The organism is Arsenicibacter rosenii (assembly GCF_001870735.1).
In the GTDB taxonomy this organism is placed as follows: Bacteria; Bacteroidota; Bacteroidia; order Cytophagales; family Spirosomataceae; genus Arsenicibacter; species Arsenicibacter rosenii.
This window is the reverse complement of the sequence record NZ_MORL01000009.1, coordinates 182,069-201,449: the sequence shown is the minus strand read 5'-3', so window position 1 is coordinate 201,449 and position 19,381 is coordinate 182,069. Positions and strand designations below refer to the sequence as shown.

Here is a 19,381-nt window from a genome sequence, read left to right as displayed (position 1 = left end):
ATAATTTTTTGAAAATTAAAAATTCCCTTTTGGCCAGATTATCATTCCGTTAGGCTTTCAGATCAATCCGGCGCCCGGTTTCGGCTGCCTGATAGATAGCCTGCATCAGCCGGACGTCGCGCAGGCCCTCCTGACCCGTAATGTGATCGGGTAAGGTTTCATTATTCAGCAACACCTTACAGATATTGTCCATGTGGTTGGCCTGGTGATGAACAATCGGCTGCTCGATCGGGCCTTTGCTGGTGCGGCCTTTCAGCGGACCATAGCCGAAGGCCGGTGAGAGTTCAAACCAGCCGTTTTCGCAGGAGGCATATAACCGTTCTACACCGGCCGCATAACTCGTCGTTGAGTTACTGACCACGCCGCCCGGAAACTGAAACTGCCAGAATAAGGTCTCTTCAACTTCTTTAAACTTCTGGAGGTCGGTTTTCGGACCGAACTGTGCCGTTACCGAAACGGGTTCGAGGCCGGTCACGTACCGTGCTCCCTGAATTGCGTAGATGCCTACATCCATCAGCGGGCCACCCCCGGCCATGGCTTTTTTCAGCCGCCATTGGGTCGGATCACCGATGCGGAAACCGTCGCTGGCTTCTACGAACTTAACCTTGCCGAAGACTTTTTCCTGTCCGAGCCGCATGACTTCCCGCGTAAACGGTTCATAATGCAACCGATAGCCGACGGCCAGCTGGCGGTTTGCCTTTTTGCAGGCGTCGATCATGTCCTGACACTCCTTTGGCATGATTGCCAGTGGTTTTTCACAAATCACATGTTTGCCCGCCTGTGCCGCCCGGATCACATATTCGGCGTGCATCGAATTGGGCAGCACCACATACACCACGTCGATGTCCCGGTTATCGGCAATCCGGTCGAAGGTTTTATAGTCGTAAACGTTTTGCTTCGGGATGTTGTATTTCTGCATCCATTGTTCGGCCTTGGCCGGGGTACCGGTAACGATCCCTGCCAGCCGGCAATACTGCGTTTGCTGCAGACCGGGCGCCAGCTGGTTGGTAGCATAGCTGCCGAGCCCGACCAGTGCGATGCCCAGCTTACGGTCCTGACCGAACAGTTCCCGCTTTTGAGCGGCCAGCTGCGCCAGATACTGATCATTGTCAAAGGAATTGGCGAAACCCGTGGCGGGCAGCGCTAAGGCCGAAGCCCCCAGGCCTGCCAGAAAATTACGCCGGGAAAAGGAAGAAGAAGTTGTCATGCCGGAAAAGGATTGTCGTGGCCGTAAATGTACGAATCATGACAAATATAAAAGCCTCTTTACACAGGTAGTCCCCGTATAAAAAGGCTTCTAAAAAAATGAGGAACAGGAGCGTCGGGGCGTTAGTCAGCTATCCCAATCTGAATATCGGTGACACACTTCTCAGGATGCTCAAAATCAACATAACTGTAAATCTCACGCACCCGCCCGTCATACGTATAGCCCTGCTGATAAAACTGCCCGAATAATAGATCGTATACCTCCGGAAGGCTCCCCCACGGCCCCTTGAAGCGATAGGACGCGCTGCGAAAGGAGCGGAGGGTCTCGTACGTAAACTGATCCGATAAAGGGCCTGGCTGCTCAATCGGAAGGGCAATGGTAAGCTGAAATTCATGGTTAGGGTCGCCGCTTGCGTCGGTATAAAGCCAGTTGACAGGACCAGCAATTGTCAGATTAAGCCGATGGGCTTCTGCATACATTTTTTCGGTAAGCGGGCCCGCGTGTTCGTTCAATGTACGTAAGGTTGCCATTGTCCGGCAGCAGAGGGCAGTGACGGGAGCGTTCTCCTGAATCCGGAGCGCGTTTGACGGGATGGAAATCTGAGATGTCATTAGTATTTGTTGTTTAATAAATGACTATAACAAAAATAAACTCAGCCAGTGACAGCCCTATGTCAGCAGGGTTGGCAAAAAACAAAAAAGCCGGCCCGAATTTCGGACCGGCTTTAGGCTTTTAGTTATGTTGGTTGATGTATTGTCTTGCTTAGAAAATATACTTGTTTTCGGCAATCATCGCATCGGCAATCCGGCGACGGGCCTCCTTCAGGTTCATTGGTTCGATTTTCGTGAATCGTTTCAGCCCCATCAGCATCACGCGCAGTTCGTCGCCTTCGGCAAAGGAGGTGATAGCTGCACGACCGGCGTTGTTTACCTTTTCAACGGCTTCGTGCAGGTAAATCAAGGCCAGGTCTTTTTGCAGGCTCAGGGCCTCTTCGCCTTTCAGAGCGATGGTTTTTTCCACGCGCAGGAGCGCTGACTCCGCCGCGTAGATTTCAATCGCCATGTCGGCTACGTTCATCAGAATCTCCTGTTCGTCAGAGAGTGTCATCATGAATTTCTGCACAGCCGCGCCGGATACCATCAATGCCGCTTTTTTCAGATTGCGCAACACTTTTTTCTCGGCGATAAACAGGCCTTCTTCCTCGTCGGCACCGAAATCCGGAATCGACATGATTTCCTTTGAAACGGCCATCGCCGGTGTCATCAGATCGAGTTCGCCTTTCATGGCGCGCTTCAGCATCATGTCAACCACCAGCATGCGGTTGATTTCGTTGGTGCCTTCGAAAATCCGGTTGATGCGGGCGTCACGGTAGGCGCGGTCCATCGGCGCGTCGGCCGAGTAGCCCATACCGCCATATACCTGAACGCCTTCATCAACGACATAATCGAGTGCTTCAGAACCGTGTACCTTCATGATTGCACACTCAATCGCAAACTGCTCCAGGGCTTTCAGTTTTGCCGGACCGTCGGCCATGCCCTGTTCTTTCAGGGCTTCGATCAGGTCATCAATATTCTGCCCGGCGCGATACGATGCCGATTCTGAGGCGTATACTTTTACGGCCATTTCGGCCAGCTTGTGCTTGATGGCGCCAAACTGAGAAATAGGCGTTTTAAACTGTTTCCGCTCATTGGCATAGCGGATGGCGTTGTTAATTACTTCCTTCGATCCGCCGACGGCTGCAATACCGAGCTTAATCCGGCCGATATTCAGGATGTTTACCGCAATCTTGAAGCCATTGCCGCGGTCAGACAGCAGGTTTTCAGCCGGTACTTTCAGGTCGTTGAAGAAAATCTGCCGGGTGTCTGAGCCTTTGATACCCATTTTGTGTTCAGGCTCGTTCATCGTAATGCCCTCAAATGAACGCTCTACGATGAAGGCCGACAGGTTTTTGTCGGTCTGACCGTTTTCTTCAATTTTGGCAAATACGATGTAGACATCAGCGAAACCGCCGTTGGTGATCCACATTTTCTGCCCGTTGATGATATAGTGCTGGCCGTCTGCCGATAGTACCGCTTTTGTTTTGCCTGAATTAGCGTCTGAACCTGAATCCGGTTCGGTCAGGCAGTAAGCTGCCTTCCATTCGCCGGATGCCAGTTTAGGCAGGTATTTTGCTTTCTGCTCTTCGCTGCCGTAGTAGACAATCGGCAGTGTACCGATACCGGTATGTGCCGATAAGGCAACCGAAAACGAATGCCCGGCTCCCGTTACTTCGGCTACCAGCATGGAGGTATTAAAGCTCATGCCGAATCCGCCGTACTCTTCCGGTACTGATGTACCTAACAGGCCCAGTTCACCGGCCTTGTCCATCAGCGATGAAATCAGCTCGGGTGACTTTGCTTTATCAATATCTTCCAGACGCGGCCAGATCTCACGTTCCAGGAACTCCCGGCACGTAGCCGCAATCATCTGCTGCTCTTCCGTAAACTCTTCCGGGATGAATACCTGAGCAGCGTCGGTTTCTTTGATCAGAAATTCTCCGCCTTTGATAGACGCTTTATTATCCGTCGCAATCATGGTTTGTTGTTTTGTTATGCTTGCATACTAATTATGTCACAAATAAAATAAGATCGTTAATAGTATGCAAGCATACAATTAAAATATTTTTGTGTTGATTTAAGAAATTGTTTTACTAAAGCCTTAAACCCGATTTTGTATGAAAGCCGTTTTATGCCGGTCCTTTGGTGGGCCTGAAACCCTGCAGGTCGACGAGATTGGCTGGCCGGAGCCTGCCCGCAACGAGGTATTGATTACCGTTAAAGCCTGTGGCGTTAACTTCCCGGATACCCTGATTATTGACGGGAAATACCAGTTTAAGCCACCGTTTCCGTTCTCACCGGGGGGGGAGGTGGCGGGTGTCATCAGGGCTGTAGGAGAGGGCGTCGCACACCTGAAGCCGGGAGATGCTGTCCTGGCGCTGACGGGCTGGGGCGGTTTTGCCGAAGGCGTGGTGGTCGACGCACGCCGTGTTTTTCCCATTCCGCCGGGCATGGATTTTCAGACGGCGGCTTCGATGCTCTACACCTATGGTACCTCATACCATGCGCTGAAAGACCGGGCGCATCTGCAACCGGGCGAAACACTGCTGGTGCTGGGCGCAGCCGGTGGTGTTGGCCTGGCTGCCGTAACTCTTGGCAAACAGATGGGCGCAACCGTTATTGCCGCCGCATCGACTGCGGAAAAGCTGGCACTTTGCCGCGAATATGGCGCCGACGAAACGATTAACTACAGTGAGGACGATTTGCGGAACCGATTGAAAGAGCTGACCGGCGGCAAAGGTGTAGATGTTGTATACGACCCCGTTGGCGGCGCGCTGACAGATCCGGCTCTGCGGTCGATGAACTGGAACGGGCGTTATCTGGTCGTAGGGTTTGCGGCCGGTAAGATACCGGACCTGCCCATGAATCTGCCCTTGCTGAAAGGATGTTCGGTGGTTGGTGTGTTCTGGGGGGCTTTCGCCGAGCGGCAACCCAAAGAAAGCACCCGTAATCTGGCCGAAATTATCGGGTTCTGGCAATCGGGAAAAATCAAACCACATATTCAGGCCACCTACCCGCTGGATCAGGCGGCTCAGGCATTGATGGATATGCAGGCGCGTAAAGTAATGGGCAAGATTCTGATTGTTCCTTAATGAAAAAAAGGGCTTCTTAAGGAGCCCTTTTTACAACTTCTTTTACTTTTTATGGCTGAATGGATATAGTTAGAAAGCTATTCTTTAGAAAGCATCGGTGTATATCAGCTTTCCCGACTATATCATGAGATTCTTCTGCTCAGTATGTTACCTGATTAAACACACCTGTCTGCTCCGGTCGCCCCTAAATGCACGTTGAAGTTCATCTCATAATTTGTTACAATTATCGCATATTTTGAGGGATCCGGCTTTTGTTTTTTGGCCAATTGCTTTTGTTTTTTGGCCAAAACTTACCTGCTTTTCATGTACTCAGTTGGCGTCATAGTGTATAGTTCCTTAAAACGGGTAGAGAAATAGGCCAGGTTTTCAAATCCGGTAGCATAGGCTGCTGAGGTAATGCTTTGGCCTTCCCGTAGCATTTGTGCCGCCCGTTTTAGCCGGTAGGTTCTGATTAAGTCGCTGGCATTCATTCCGATAAGTGCCTGAAGTTTCCGGTGCAGGGTTCGCTGACTGACGGAGACTGCTGTTGCCAACACTTCAACGGTTAATTCGGCATTATCAAGATTGTCATCAATGACCCCATATAGCTGCTGCATAAATTCATCGGCCCCTAACGAGTGATTGAGCGATGATTCCGGTTGCCGGAACAACTGCTGATAAAAGGTACGCAGCTGCTGCTGATAGGTAAGCAGGTTACGGACCCGAAGCCGGAGCTCATCCGTGTGGAAAGGCTTAGGCAGGTAATCGTTTGCGCCTGCGTTCAGGCCATCAATCCGGCTTTCCTGTCCGACTTTGGCCGTGAGCAGCATAACAGCAATATGACTGGTTTCGGGCGTTTGCTTGATGCGTGTACATAATTCATAGCCGTTCATAAACGGCATCATGACATCCGAAATAACCAGATCCGGAAGTTCGGCCGTAATGATGCCCCAGGCTTCCTGGCCATTGGTTGCGGTCAGAACCCGGTAGAGTTTACTTAACGCGCGTGCCAGAAACATGCGTAAGTCCTGATTATCCTCTACAACCAGTATCAACGGGCTCTCTTCTGCTTCGCCGGGTAATTCCTGCGTTGGTATAGCGGGCTGACTAACATCGGCAGCCGCAGGGGTTGCCAGTGGCCATAAAACGTCTGATGCCTGAATGGGCGTCGGGCTTTCATCAAGAGGTTCCATCGGCAGCCATACCGAAAAGGTACTTCCGGCTCCCGGCTTGCTGCTGACCGTTATTTGCCCGCCCAATAAATCACAGAGTTCTTTAACCAGCGCCAGGCCAATGCCGGTTCCTTCATAAGCACGTGTCATCGAGGAATCCGCCTGATAAAAGCGGTCAAAAAGGTGTGAGATCTGCTCTTGCGTTAATCCGACGCCAGTGTCTGAAACCGTCAGCCGGAGGCCTTGCCGCTGACTGGGGCCAACCCCTACACTAGGCAGCGAGTCCAGTGAACTATCCGACGCAGCAGGGGTTGCCGAGATGGTTACCGTACCGCCTTCAGTCGTAAATTTTAAGGCATTCGATAAGAGATTTAAGATGATTTTTTCCAGCTTATCGGCATCGAAAAGCCAGATGCCTTTCACCTGCAGTTCCGTAATCAGCAAAATGGTTTGTTGCTTTGCCTGAGCACGAAAGCTGTTGATCAATTGTTCCAGAAACTGGCGCAAGTCGCTTTGCTGGAGCGAGATCCCCATTTTATTGGCTTCGAGTTTAGCCAGATCCAGCAACTGGTTAATCAGCCGCAGCAAGTGATTACTGCTCCGTAAAATAGAGGAAAGATCTTGCTGAACAGATTTACTGAGATCCTGACGGTCCAGCATATCTTTTGTCAGTGTCATGATCAGCGTTAGCGGCGTCCGGAACTCATGGGTAATGTTTGAAAAGAACCTTGTTTTCAGTTCTTCCAGAACCTTGATCCGTTTTGATTCACGCTGGGCCTGCACCTGAATAAGTGCCTTGTCGAGGGTGGCCTGTAAGTCTGTAAACTGTATCGGCTTCAGCACAAAGTCAAAGGCACCGCGATTCATGGCCGTACGGATATTATCCATGTCTCCGTAGGCGGAGACAATGATGGTAATACCGTCAAAGGCGGAATCGGCCAGGTAGTCTAACAGGGTCAGTCCATCAATATCAGGCATATTGATATCCAGTAGCAGAATGTCGATCGTACTTTCTGCTTTAAGAAGCCCCAGCGCTTCCAGCCCACTGTTTACAAAAGAAAAATGGTAGTGTTGTTCTTCGATATAATGACGAAATACCTGTTTAAGCAGTAATTCAACATCAGGTTCATCGTCAACAACCAGAATTTTGGCAGTCATAGGTTAAATTGACTTTATTGGTGTGTGCGGTAATCAGACAGGTATACTGATTGAAAACTCGGTGAATTTGCCCCACTGAGTATCCACAATCAACTGTCCTCCGTAGCCTTTGGTAATAATATCGTAGCTTAAAGATAAGCCAAGGCCTGCTCCGTGACCTGTTGGTTTGGTCGTAAAAAAGGGTTGAAAAATTTTGTGTACAATATTTGCCGGTATGCCCATGCCGTTGTCTTTAACGCGTATAATAACCCGGTTATTCACATAGGTACTACTCACCCAAATGCCGGGCTGGTAGTCATCGGCGGCTTGTAAAAGTTTCTCGCCCAGCGTATAAAAAGCGTTATTATACAGGTTAACAAAGACCCTGCTGAGGTCCTGTGGCACTGCCACTACCTTTTCCGGAACAGGTTGTAAATCCAGGTGTAGCCGGACATTGTTGAGTTGTTTATTTTTTTGACATACACTTTTATAGCTTTGCTGTAAATAGTCGCTGGCTAATGCGTTGATATCCACAGGTTGCCGGTCGCCCGTACCCAAATGGCTGTGTTGGAGCATTCCTTTAATGATCGATTCTGCCCGCTGGCCATGATGAATAATCCGGTCAAGGTTTACCGTAAGGGAATCCGCCGCCTGCCTTGGTTTGCTATCTGTTGTCTCGTTCAGGTGATTTTTAATTTCGGAGACTAAAGTAGTAGAAACAATGGCAAAATTGTTGACAAAGTTGAGCGGATTTTGAATTTCATGAGCAATTCCGGTTGCTAATTCACCAAGGGAGGCCATTTTCTCTTTCAGTACTAACTGATTCTGGGTTTTTTGCAGTTCCGTTACGGTATTTTGCAGCTGTTTTCGTTGGGCATCAATCTCGCCGTTACGCGCTTTGAGCTGACCGGCCTGTTCGTCAATTTCTGCTTTCTGAATAGCGAGCAACTGGTTACTGTACTTTAATTTATGGTTTGCCTGCGTCAGGCTTCGGACCAGAAACGCGCCGGCACCTAAACCAATCAGGAGCATCAGTACAACCAGGCGCTGCTGGCTGACCACCCGGTTATTGAGCACTTTCTCTTCTTCGAGCTGCGCAATCTGACTTTGTTTTTGTAAAAGTTTCTGGTTGTACTCCAGATAGGCTACCCGACGGGACGTCAGTTCGTTGTTGAGGCTATCCTTATAGCTGGTATAGGCTTTCTGAAACTGAAAGGCTCTGAGATAGTCTTTTTGATGGGCATAAATATCGGCCAGTACACCGGCGGCATCCCGTGCGTTTTCTTTACTGCCGAGTAACACTCCGCTTCGGTAGGCAGGCAGGGCTAAGACCAGAGCACTGTCCGGTCGTTGTGTATTCAGATAGGCCCGCGCAAGGGTTACATATGTCCAGGTTAAAAAGCCCTGGTTGTTAACCTGTTTAAACTTTTTTACGATCGGAATGCCGTAATAAAAGGTCTGTTTATAATCGCCCAGGTTTACATACGCGCGTGCCAGATTTCCCATCACCGTAGCAGCAAATGTATCTAACTTCAGGCGCTGTGTCTGGTGAAGTGCTTGCTTAAAATAAGGGATGGCTTCCCGAAACCGGTTGTTGACCAGGTAATTTTCCCCGATGCGTGCGAGAATGAGCGCGCTCCCTTTGCTGATTTCGCCCGGTTTCAGAATCTTCAGCGCCCGTTTCTGATAGTTGAAGGCTTCTTCGTAATCACCGACCAGGCTGTAGAGTAGCCCCAGATCCGACATGATTTCGACCAGTAAAGAGGAGACAGGAGGCTTTTCGGCTAATGCCTGCGCTTTTAACAATAACTCCAGCGATCGTGGAAAATCGCCGAAGGCGGTATAAATATCTGCCTGACGGTAATAGTTAACAATGCTATCGGAATGACTTTTAAGGGCTGTCGTAATCTGTAAGTGCTGCTTCAGATAGGCGAGCGCAGCCGTTTTATTTCCTCTGCTTTTCAGGAATTTAGCAAAGCTGATCAGTACAGGAAGCTGATGGCGGGGGGCAGGGCAGCTTCTGGCCGTTTCCAGCGCCTGTACGTATGTCTGATAGGTGCTTTGGTACTGCTGGCGCTGATACAGCAGATCGGCCTTTTGGAGCGCCCGGGTAATAAACTGATCACATTGGGCAGCACTCAGGCCTGACTGTTCGTTGCTTTGTATGGCAGGATTAAATGCCTGACCAACACTGGTGTGTGATAGTAGAAAAACGAAGCTGATTAGACCGTATACTTTCCACATTGTTCGTATATCCGTTCTGACATAGACCGAATATCATATAAAAACGGCACAAGATGACCACCTTGTGCCGTTTTACCGGTAAAAAAGACTAGAGATTTTTCTTTTTCATCTCCTGAACGGCATAGTTAGCCGCCCGTGCCGTAAAGGCCATGTAAGTCAGTGACGGGTTTACGCAGGATGCCGATGTCATGAAGGCGCCGTCGGTCATAAACACGTTTTTGCAGGCATGCACCTGATTCCACTTGTTCAGGACAGACGTTTTCGGGTCATGACCCATACGGGCAGTACCCATTTCGTGGATACCGATACCCATGTTTTTCGACATGTCGTTGTAGGGATTGACGTTTTTCACGCCCGCAGCTTCCAGCATTTCGGCGGCGTCGTTCATCATGTCCTTCCGCATCTTGATTTCGTTCTCACCGTAAGCCGCATCGAACACAACCACCGGTAAGCCCCACTTATCTTTCTGGGTTGGCGAAAGGGTAAAGCGGTTTTTCTCGTTTGGCAACACTTCACCGAAACCACCCAGACCCATGGTCCAGACGCCGGGCTGTGTTAGTTTTTCCTTGAACTCGGCACCGAAGCCTTCCATGCCATTGCCACGGCCCCAGCCTTCACGACCGGCACCGCCCTGGTAGCCGAATCCACGCAGGTAATCACGCTTGTCGCCGTTCCAGTTGCGGTAACGAGGTACGTAAACCCCATTGGCGCGGCGGCCATAGTAGTATTTATCGTCGAAGCCTTCATAGATACCCGACGCACCAACGGCCAGGTGGTGATCCATGATGTTACGGCCCAGCTGATCAGAGTCATTACCCAGACCATTCGGGAAGCGGCTTGATTTTGAGTTCATCATGATCGACGCACTGGCGATGGCCGATGCATTCATGAAGATAATGCGGGCATAATATTCCCGGACTTCTTTTGTATTCTGGTCAATGACCCGGACACCTTTCGCTTTGCCCAGTTTTTCGTCGTAAAGTACTTCAGAGACAATTGAGTCAGGGCGCAGTGTCAGACGGCCGGTTTTTACGGCTGCCGGTAAGGTCGATGACTGCGTACTGAAATAACCGCCGTACGGGCAACCGCGCATACACTGGTTCCGGAACTGACAGGCAGCACGTCCCAGTGCATAGTGCTGTGGTTGTGGCTGGGTTAAGTGTGCGGTACGGCCCATGGTCACTTTCCGGCCAGCGAACTGTTTTTCAATCCGCGCCTTCACTTCGCGTTCTACGCAGTTCATGTCCATGGCAGGCAGGAACTGACCGTCCGGTAATACCGATAAACCGTCTTTGCTGCCGCTGACACCGATAAACCGCTCTACGTAATCATACCACGGAGCAATGTCTTTGTAACGAACCGGCCAGTCAACCGAAATACCGTCTTTCAGGTTGGCCATGAAGTCTTCTTCGTTCCAGCGGTAGCTCTGACGGCCCCACATCAGTGAGCGGCCACCCACGTGATACCCACGGATCCAGTCAAACGGGCGGGTTTCCTGATACGGGTTTTCCTTGTCGTTCTCGAAGTGGTGGCGCCATTCTTCGTTGGCGGTATAGCCCGTACGCATGTTGGCCCAATACTCTTCGGCTGCCTGGGTTGTAATCCGGCCACGGTGCGGGAAATCCCACGGGTTGTTGGTCGCGGTTGTGTAGCCTTCGATGTGCTTGATATCACGGCCACGCTCCAGCATTAATACTTTCAGGCCTTTCTGTGTCAGCTCTTTGGCTGCCCAGCCACCCGAAATCCCTGAACCTACCACAATTGCGTCGTAGGTAATATCTTTTATGGCATCAATGTTTAGGTACATGATCAGTCAATGGATAATGAACCGTGAAAACGGGAGTAAGGGCTCCGGCAGTTTCAGCGGTCATGGTCATTAAAATTAGATTGCCCAGGCTTTCTGCCCTGGTTTGAGCGTAATACAGCCATCGTAACGCCCCGGAACGGCCACGTACTCCAGCGCCTGTGTACAACCGATCTCCGAGGTGAAATACCCCATCAGGGTCAGGTCTTTCAGCATGGCGAAAAACGGCGTGTAACGTTGGCTGGCCGGTGCGCCTGCCATGTCCTTGCGCTGTTTTTTGGCTTCCTGCTCCAGCATCTTCACCACCTCGATCCGCTGGTTGTTGTCGCACTCAACAAATGACTTATTGAAACTGCCTTTGGCAATCTGATTTGTACGATCCAGACCTTCCTTAAACCGTTGCTGATCGGCCGGTTTATAACAGTCTTTCAGGACCACATCAATGATTTCGTTTACTTTTGCCGCCTTTGCACCAGGCGTATTGGTGGTCGGGATAATGACCTCGGCCAATTCTGCTACCATCACATCCTGGTCGGCCGTCAGAAATACCGGAGCACCGGTAGCTGCGCGGCTGGCGACTGAGGCTTCGAGCGTGTCCGCCAGCGCCGGGAACGACATGGTCGCTCCCATAAACGCGGCCACTCGCATGAGGGCGTCTCGTCTATTCATCATAAGTAGGTTTTAAAAAAACTATCGTAAAAACGTACAAAGGAGAAACAAATGTATAAAAAATGCGGTCGTTTTGTAGGATTAGCAGATGCTTATGGAATAAAAAAGGAGCACTCGTAAAATATTCCATCCTAAATACATTATTTAGCCGTTAATGTTGTAACTAGGAGATACAGCATCAACAAAGCAGGCCTGTTTGCCTCCTCAGCGAAGGGGTGTTACACTGAAAGAGAAGAACGGATTATGAAAAAGCAACTTAGTCTGTCGCAAGTCAGGGAATACGGAAATGTCGAATTCCTGGCGCGTCAGTTGGTCGAAGGGTTTATTACAGGATTACATAAATCGCCGTTTCATGGCTTTTCGGTTGAGTTTGCCGAACACCGCCTCTACAATACCGGTGAAACCACCCGCCATATTGACTGGAAGGTGTTTGCCAAATCAGAGCGCTTGTTTGTGAAACGATACGAGGAGGAAACAAACCTGCGCTGCCACTTGCTGGTCGATACATCGTCGTCGATGTATTACCCGGAAAAAGACAATGGCAAAATCACGTTCAGTATCATGGCCGCCGCTTGTCTGGCATATCTGTTGCAGCGTCAGAAAGATGCCGTCAGCCTGACAACGTTTGCCGATACAATTGATTTACAGACGCAGGTGAAGTCGACCCCGTCGCATGTACATAAGGTATTTAACCATCTGGAACAGTTGCTGCACCAGGCGCCGCCCCAGCGGAAAACATCTGCCGCCGATGTTATTCACCAGGTGGCCGAAAAGATCAATAAACGGTCACTGGTGGTCATTTTCAGCGATATGTTCGAAAATGTGGAGAAGTCAGATGCCTTGTTTTCGGCTTTGCAACACCTGCGCCATAACCTGCATGAAGTTTTACTGTTTCACGTAACCGACAAGAAAACCGAAGAAGATTTTGCGTTTGACGAGCGGCCATACGAGTTTATTGACCTCGAAACCGGCGACCGCGTGAAGCTGCAGCCAGGGCAGATCCGGGGTGAATATCAGCAAGCGGTGCGGTCGTACTTTCAGGAACTGAAGATGCGGTGCGGTCAGTACAAAATCGACTTTATCGAGGCAGACATCGCCCGCGGATTCGACCAGATTCTGACCTCGTACCTCGTTAAACGGGGAAAAATGAAATAACCCGTTTAGTCCGGCTGACGCGGGTCGTTGCTGATTTATAAAAAAGAGGTGGCGCGAATTTCGTTCGCGCCACCTCTTTTTTATAGTAAAATCTATGGTTCAGCACCCTTACTTGCCTTTCGGGGCGGCTGTTTTAACGGCTGCCGGATCTTTTTTGGCCAGGTCCTGTTTCTGGCGGGCTAAGAACTGGAAGTAATCGTCAAGCTGTTCAACCGGCATCCGGCGTGCCAGAATCCGTTTGTCTTTATCGAGGACATACACAACCGGGGTCGAGTAGACATCATATTGTTGCCGGTAGTTGGTCCGGAAGGTGAAGTCATAGCCATTCAGCCATTCGCCAACGCCAAACTCCCTGATGTATTTTTTCCAGTCTTCCGGAGATTTATCAACGGCAATCGCCAGAATTCTGGTATCTTTCTTATGCGCTTCCGAGAATTTCTTCAGCTTCGGCGTGGCTTCGCGGCAGTGACCACACTCGGGATCATAGAGGAATACAACAAGGTACTCCGACTTGATATTCATAAAATCGATTGGCCGCTTCAGGGTATCGCTGACAGTCGGAGCCGGTAAAACACGGCCATTCATCAGTGGTTTCAGGATGTTTACCCGTTCCCGAACCTTGTCACGTGCCGACTCATCCGATAACGGCATAATACCAGTCAGATAATATTTTTCGGCCATGTGCAGGAAAACTTCGTCGGTACCCAGAATTTTTGGCTGCTCATACTGGCTGGTGAAATAATAAATGATGTAAAGCATTACATCTTTATTCGATTTTGATTTAGCAATCAGCGACTCACCTTCTTTAATCAGCGAATCGGCTGTCTGTACAGTCAGTTCTTTAACATATCGCTCCAGTTTGCGCTGGAAAATTGGTGTCCGCAGGAAACGCTCGTCGGTCAGGTCGATACCATCCCAGTAATGTTGCTTATAATAGTTGAACTGCCACAGAGAATCCGGCCGGCCATTAGCGGCTTTAGGCGGATTGGGTACCTCCGGCTCGGCTGACGCCGAAAGTAGTTTTACGGTAAATAAACCTGCTTTATCTTTTAAGAATGTAGTACGATAATCCTGCGCCTGTTTTGCCAGTTCTTCTTTCTTTTTGTTGAACATGGCGTTCGATACGGCATCGTTACGAAGCTTGCGCTGGGCATCAATGGCCTGGGATTCTTCATAGAATTTGCCCATCTGCTGCTGATAGCCATAAAAGGCGTCATTTTCTTTGGAGCCTTTTGTTTTCATGTTGCTAACGAAGTTGGTCGTATCTGTCTCAAACGAAAACGACTGTTCGTCGGTGATAATCAGCTCAAAATAGCGCTGCTTAGGCGTCAATACCAGGTAAAGACCTTGCGGGAGTTTGTCGCCTTCGAACACCATCCGGCCCTGCGGGTCTACTTTCGCTGTATCTTTAGGAATGTATTGCGTCGGACCATACCAGTGGGCCAACACGCAGGTAGAGTCTTTCAGGCCTTTAATCTGCCCCGAAATGCGGAACCGCTCAGCGGGCTTAGGCGTGGTTTGGGCCAACAGCGATGCAGTTACGGCAAGCGCTAAAAAAATAGTGCAAACGATTTTTTTCATACAGATCGTGCGTATCTGATTCAGTACAGTTTCTACAAATTTACGAGTTTAGCGGAATTTTACTGTGGAAAAGGTGGATCGTCGCCGGATAGCGTACCGCTTTGTCCGATTTACCGTTATCCGGCAAAAATGGCTCAACAATAGTTTTGATACTAACGCACACCTGCTGTATTTGGTGCATACACTATGTTTTATTTCTTCTCGAAAACACTCTACTACTTTCTGACGCCGGCTGGCTGGCTATTCTGCACACTGTTAGTCGCTTACTTGCTCAAGGATGCCCGTCTTCGGCGCCGGTTTACCGGGATTTCGCTTATCCTGTTCTGGCTGACCGGTAATGGCTTCCTGACCAATGCATTGCTGAAAGGCTGGGAGATCGGTCCGCAACCCGTGCCGGAAAAAACAGGGTTACAGGTCGGGGTTGTGCTGACCGGCGGCATGATCAACGGACTGGTTGACGTAAGGCCTGTCAGGCCGGTACTCGGGCATGAGGCTGATCGTATCGGGCAGGCCCTGTGGTTGTATAAAAATGGCTATATTCAGAAGATTCTGATCAGCGGCGGGCAGGGTAATCTCCTGTTTCAGACGCCGGCCGTCAATGATGAAGGGCAAATGGTCGCGGCCTTCCTGCAAACGGCGGGCGTACCGGCCGGTGATATTGCCCTTGAACAGAACTCAAAAAATACGCGGGAGAATGCCACGTTCTCAAAGACGATGCTGGCCCGACAGTTTAAGACCAACCGCTGCGTATTGATAACATCGGCCTGGCATATGCGCCGTGCGATGGCTTGCTTTGCGAAAGAAGGCGTGGCCGTCACTCCGTTTCCGACCGGTTTTCTGGCCGAAAAAACAGCACATTCGCCCGGAAACTACCTGCTTCCCAACGAAAAGTCGTTTAATGATGCGTTCTGGGTACTCCGCGAAGTGGTCGGGTACCTGACGTATTGGGTTGTCGGCTATTTGTAACCTGGTTTTTTCTTCATCGCCCCGGACTGCCCGGGGCGATGAAGAAAAACTAGATTGACAGAATTTTAACCATGCGCAGCAAATCCTCGTTGATTGGCTTCGGCAGGCGGATCGTATCTTTGAATGGAGTATATACTAACTCGTTGTTAATCACACCAGCCATAACGTTTTTCTGTCCGTCCATCAACCCTTCAAGGGCACCAAGGCCCAGGCGGCTGGCCAGAATACGGTCATAGGCAGTAGGAATACCACCCCGCTGAATATGCCCAAGCGTTGTTACCCGGATGTCAAGGTTGATATCGATCTGTTCCTTGATTTTTTCGGCAACTTCGGCGGCATTTCCCTCTTCATCTCCTTCGGCAACCACGATGATTGACGAGGATTTCTGACGGTGCCAGCCTTGCTTCAATACTTCAACAACTTCTGAAATGGGGGTCAGCACCTCGGGTACCATGACGACTTCGGCACCGCCGGCAATCCCCGACTGAATGGCAATATAGCCGGAGTCACGGCCCATTACTTCAATAAAAAATACCCGGTCGTGCGAATCTGCCGTGTCCCGGATTTTGTCGATGGCTTCGAGGGCGGTGTTTACCGCAGTGTCGTAGCCAATGGTATAGTCAGTGCCATACAGGTCATTATCAATCGTACCCGGAGCGCCTACGGTAGGAATACCATATTCGTCGTAAAAGATTGTTGCACCGGTAAATGTACCGTTACCGCCGATGGCAACCAGGCCTTCGATGCCGAACTTCTGGAGTTGGTCATATGCCTTTTTTCGGCCTTCCGGAGTCATGAACTCCTTGCTACGGGCAGATTTCAGGACGGTACCCCCACGCTGTACGATATTGCTGACCGAGTGGGAGGTCATCTGAAAAATATCCCCGTTTATCATACCGCTATACCCCCGACGGATCCCGAACACTTCGATGCCGTGGTAAACAGCTCCCCGGACAACCGCCCGGATACAAGCATTCATACCAGGAGCATCTCCACCGGACGTAAAAACAGCGATTCGTTTCATAGGTCAAGTCTATTTTTTAACGGAAAAAGAACAATCAACCAACAAGATTTAGGAATAGGCGGACAAATTTACCGGCATTATATTACAAAATGTAAAAAAGTCGAAATTATCCCCTCTAATTCATGCTGTTTTAACAATGAGATAATGGTTATCTTATAAAAAACGAAAAAAAAGTACCGTTGACCCGCTAAACTTCATGATTTGAAAACACGAACTTCACGGGCAATGGCGTCGTAGGCCGTCTTTACCATCGCCTGCAGGCTGTCAGCTACCTGACTGGCATTATTTTTTCGCGCAACGAGCTGTTGCGGCCGCAGATCGTGCAAAAATTGTGCTACCCGCTGGTCAAGGCCGCTCGTATCTTCTATAAAAAAGGCCGCTTCTTTCAATAGCCTGTAGCTATCGCTGTCGGCACGTCCGCAAAACAAAACCGGCGACCCCGAACAAACGCCGCTTACGGCCTTTGAGGGGACGGCAATGTGTGTCCACTGCGGCAGTAGTGTAACCAATTGAAGGTCAAGAAAATGAAGTTGATTTCTTGGGATATTTGGTAACAACGTGATGCCCGCCCGCCCGGAGGCCAGTTGAAGCAGTTCCGGTGCTTTCCGGCCATAGAGCGCCAGCACCAGATGCTGTCGCTCCGGATCGATATGCTGCATGATACTTTTTAGAAAGTCAGCCGAATGGGGCTGGGCTACGTTGCCGGCATACCCGATGTAGAGCTTACCATCGTTTTGTCGCCAGGCTGGCGGAGTCATATCCCGGTCCTGATGCATCAGAACCCCGCACGGCAGGATGATGGTATTCAGGTCGGGCTGTTGATATTGGTGACGCAGGTGTTCTGCCTGTCCCGGCCCGAGAGCAACCAGCAGTTGGGGAGCATGTCGGTAGGTTTGGCGCATGACCCACCGGTAGACCGGATTCCGGTCACTGATTTTGCCTTCTGCGGCAAACCCTTCCGGAAACAGATCCATCGACCAGAGCCAGTACGGAATACGGCGGCGGGTTAGCAGGCGCGAGGCCCAGAAAGGGAGCAGCGGCGGGCTGGTCATAATCAGCAACGGGCCTCGCCGTACCTTAATGGCTTTCCGGATCAGCAGCCACCCGTCGATGAGACCGGTTATCAGCTTCAGCAAGCCGTTGTTGCCCTTGTAGATGGGCTGAACGGCAAAGGTATCGCCAACCGGCTGCCGGATCGCGCCGCCACCGTCGTAGGTGCGGTCGATGTGAACGATCTGAACTGCTATGTCGTGCTGTTCGATCAGGTATTTGGCCAGATCCCATGCCGTTTCTCCGGTAATGCCGGGATTTGGTGGATAATGGCGGTTTACGATCGTCAGCGTTGGTTTCATACTGAAATGGGCGACCACGTGGGTCTGAAATGGGCGACCACGTGGGTCTGAAATGGGCGACTACGTGGGGTCTGAAATGGGCGACTACGTGGGGTCTGAAATGGGCGACCACGTGGGGTCGCCCGTACATGGTTATAAAAATGAATGATATAGCTCATTAAACTGTCGGGTAATGACAGCGCCCGAGTAGCGGCGTTCGGCCGATAGCCGGGCTTGCTGACGCAGTCTGGCAGGATCGGCGTGGTTGAGCAGCCAGGCTAGTCCCTGGGCCAGCGAGGCGGCTGACCCCGCTGAAGCCAGATACCCGTTTTGCTGGTGGTCAATCATTTCAGGAATACCGCCGGTGTTAAACCCAACGACCGGTGTGCCGCATGAAAGTGCTTCGGCAATGGTATTGGGCAGGTTATCTTCCAGCGACGGAACGACCAGTGCATCAGCTGCATTATACGCGGCTGCCACCGCCTCTTCCGTGCGAAGTACCCCTAACGAACGGACCGGATAGGGCACATCTGCCAGATATGCGGCGTTGCTTTTACCAAATAGTATGATTTCCGGCTCTTTACCCTGATAGTGTTGCTTTAAAATCCGTAACGCCTCAACAAAAAAAGCAAATCCTTTGCGCGGATCGGTGGTATTGGCGCTTCCGAACAGTAACCGTGGGCGGTCTGCTGACAACTCCGGCAGTTTGGCCGCCGCGTCCGGTGGTTGCGGGGCAAAAACCGTCTGATCAACCGGGTTCGGAATTACTGTAAAGGGAAAATCGCGTAGCAGGGTCCCCGATTGTGCTTCTTGCTGCATCCAGCGGCTTGGCGGAGTAAAATGGATCCGTGCGCCCTTCAATAGCTCTGTTTTGCGCCGGAAAATGCGGTATGCCAGGTCATGTTGGCCTGGTTTGCGCAGGTAAGGGCATTGATGACAATGGGTTTTGAACTGCTCACAGCCGCGCGGGTAATGGCATCCACCGGTAAACGGCCACGTGTCATGCAGGGTCCAGACAACCGGTTTGCCCAGCCGGAGCAGATCGTCGAGCCCATTCAGCGACAAAAAACCGAAATTGATCCAGTGCAGGTGCAGCACATCCGCCTGTTGAACGGCCGGATGGCTGGCCAGATCGGCCCCGAACTTAGCCGGTGAAAAATGAAACCGGACGGCTTTGTTCTTCTCATACGGCAGAAAATAAAGCCGTTCGCCCACAAACCGGGCAAAAGCCAGCTGATCGCCCCAAAACGAATCGGCCAGGGAGACAACGGAGGGGGCTTCGAGCCGCTTTTCCTGCTGCGTTGGTGCACCCGTCAGCAGCGTGCTGTCGAGGCCGTGCTGCAAAAAAGCCTGATGAAGCCGGTTTGCCGCTACGGCTGCTCCGCCACTACGGTGAAACGTATTGAGTAAGGTGACACGCATAG

14 protein-coding genes are annotated in these 19,381 nt (G+C 50.8%); 3 read left to right on the top strand and 11 right to left on the bottom strand.

Annotated features, from left to right (window positions below; all coding sequences use genetic code 11):
• Positions 1-49: 49 nt before the first annotated feature.
• The 3 genes from BLX24_RS17765 to BLX24_RS17755 form a co-directional block, all read right to left on the bottom strand.
• Positions 50-1,207 (bottom strand): Gfo/Idh/MocA family protein, encoded by a 1,158-nt coding sequence (locus BLX24_RS17765; RefSeq protein ID WP_071504524.1) that lies wholly within the window; start codon positions 1,205-1,207, stop codon positions 50-52.
• A 122-nt stretch (positions 1,208-1,329) separates the two neighbouring features.
• Positions 1,330-1,818: a GyrI-like domain-containing protein gene (locus tag BLX24_RS17760; RefSeq protein WP_071504523.1), complete on the bottom strand. Its 489-nt coding sequence runs from the start codon at positions 1,816-1,818 to the stop codon at positions 1,330-1,332.
• Between the two features lie 151 nt (positions 1,819-1,969).
• Positions 1,970-3,781, bottom strand: coding sequence for an acyl-CoA dehydrogenase FadE (locus tag BLX24_RS17755; RefSeq protein WP_071504522.1), 1,812 nt, complete (start codon positions 3,779-3,781; stop codon positions 1,970-1,972).
• Positions 3,782-3,920: 139 nt separating this feature from the next.
• On the opposite strand from BLX24_RS17755, the gene BLX24_RS17750 reads away from it, so the two are divergent.
• Positions 3,921-4,895, top strand: a complete 975-nt coding sequence (locus tag BLX24_RS17750) for an NADPH:quinone oxidoreductase family protein (protein ID WP_071504521.1) — start codon at positions 3,921-3,923, stop codon at positions 4,893-4,895.
• Between the two features lie 290 nt (positions 4,896-5,185).
• Here the strand turns inward: BLX24_RS17750 and BLX24_RS17745 are convergent, their stop codons facing one another.
• From BLX24_RS17745 to BLX24_RS17730, 4 genes are all read right to left on the bottom strand, one after another.
• Complete coding sequence (locus tag BLX24_RS17745) at positions 5,186-7,204, bottom strand: response regulator (RefSeq protein ID WP_071504520.1); 2,019 nt, start codon at positions 7,202-7,204, stop codon at positions 5,186-5,188.
• A 33-nt stretch (positions 7,205-7,237) separates the two neighbouring features.
• On the bottom strand, positions 7,238-9,427 hold the full coding sequence (locus BLX24_RS17740; protein WP_071504519.1) for a tetratricopeptide repeat protein: 2,190 nt from the start codon (positions 9,425-9,427) through the stop codon (positions 7,238-7,240).
• An 88-nt stretch (positions 9,428-9,515) separates the two neighbouring features.
• Positions 9,516-11,234 carry a GMC oxidoreductase gene (locus BLX24_RS17735; RefSeq protein ID WP_071504518.1) on the bottom strand — a complete coding sequence of 573 codons (1,719 nt, stop codon included), beginning with the start codon at positions 11,232-11,234 and terminating at the stop codon, positions 9,516-9,518.
• Positions 11,235-11,309: 75 nt separating this feature from the next.
• Positions 11,310-11,900, bottom strand: a complete 591-nt coding sequence (locus BLX24_RS17730; RefSeq protein ID WP_229201840.1) for a gluconate 2-dehydrogenase subunit 3 family protein — start codon at positions 11,898-11,900, stop codon at positions 11,310-11,312.
• Between the two features lie 243 nt (positions 11,901-12,143).
• Here BLX24_RS17730 and BLX24_RS17725 point away from each other — a divergent pair, with 243 nt between their 5' ends.
• Positions 12,144-13,055 carry a DUF58 domain-containing protein gene (locus BLX24_RS17725; RefSeq protein WP_071504516.1) on the top strand — a complete coding sequence of 304 codons (912 nt, stop codon included), beginning with the start codon at positions 12,144-12,146 and terminating at the stop codon, positions 13,053-13,055.
• A 108-nt stretch (positions 13,056-13,163) separates the two neighbouring features.
• On the opposite strand, the gene BLX24_RS17720 is transcribed toward BLX24_RS17725, so the two are convergent.
• Complete coding sequence (locus BLX24_RS17720; RefSeq protein ID WP_071504515.1) at positions 13,164-14,636, bottom strand: thioredoxin-like domain-containing protein; 1,473 nt, start codon at positions 14,634-14,636, stop codon at positions 13,164-13,166.
• Positions 14,637-14,822: 186 nt separating this feature from the next.
• Between BLX24_RS17720 and BLX24_RS17715 the strand changes: the two genes are divergently transcribed.
• Entirely contained in the window at positions 14,823-15,602 is a 780-nt protein-coding gene (locus BLX24_RS17715; RefSeq protein ID WP_071504514.1) for a YdcF family protein, read from the top strand.
• A 49-nt stretch (positions 15,603-15,651) separates the two neighbouring features.
• On the opposite strand, the gene pfkA is transcribed toward BLX24_RS17715, so the two are convergent.
• From pfkA to BLX24_RS17700, 3 genes are all read right to left on the bottom strand, one after another.
• Positions 15,652-16,626: a 6-phosphofructokinase gene (pfkA, locus tag BLX24_RS17710; RefSeq protein ID WP_071504513.1), complete on the bottom strand. Its 975-nt coding sequence runs from the start codon at positions 16,624-16,626 to the stop codon at positions 15,652-15,654.
• Between the two features lie 194 nt (positions 16,627-16,820).
• Entirely contained in the window at positions 16,821-17,978 is a 1,158-nt protein-coding gene (locus BLX24_RS17705; protein WP_071504512.1) for a glycosyltransferase family protein, read from the bottom strand.
• Between the two features lie 132 nt (positions 17,979-18,110).
• Positions 18,111-19,379, bottom strand: a complete 1,269-nt coding sequence (locus tag BLX24_RS17700) for a glycosyltransferase (RefSeq protein WP_071504511.1) — start codon at positions 19,377-19,379, stop codon at positions 18,111-18,113.
• Positions 19,380-19,381: the final 2 nt, after the last annotated feature.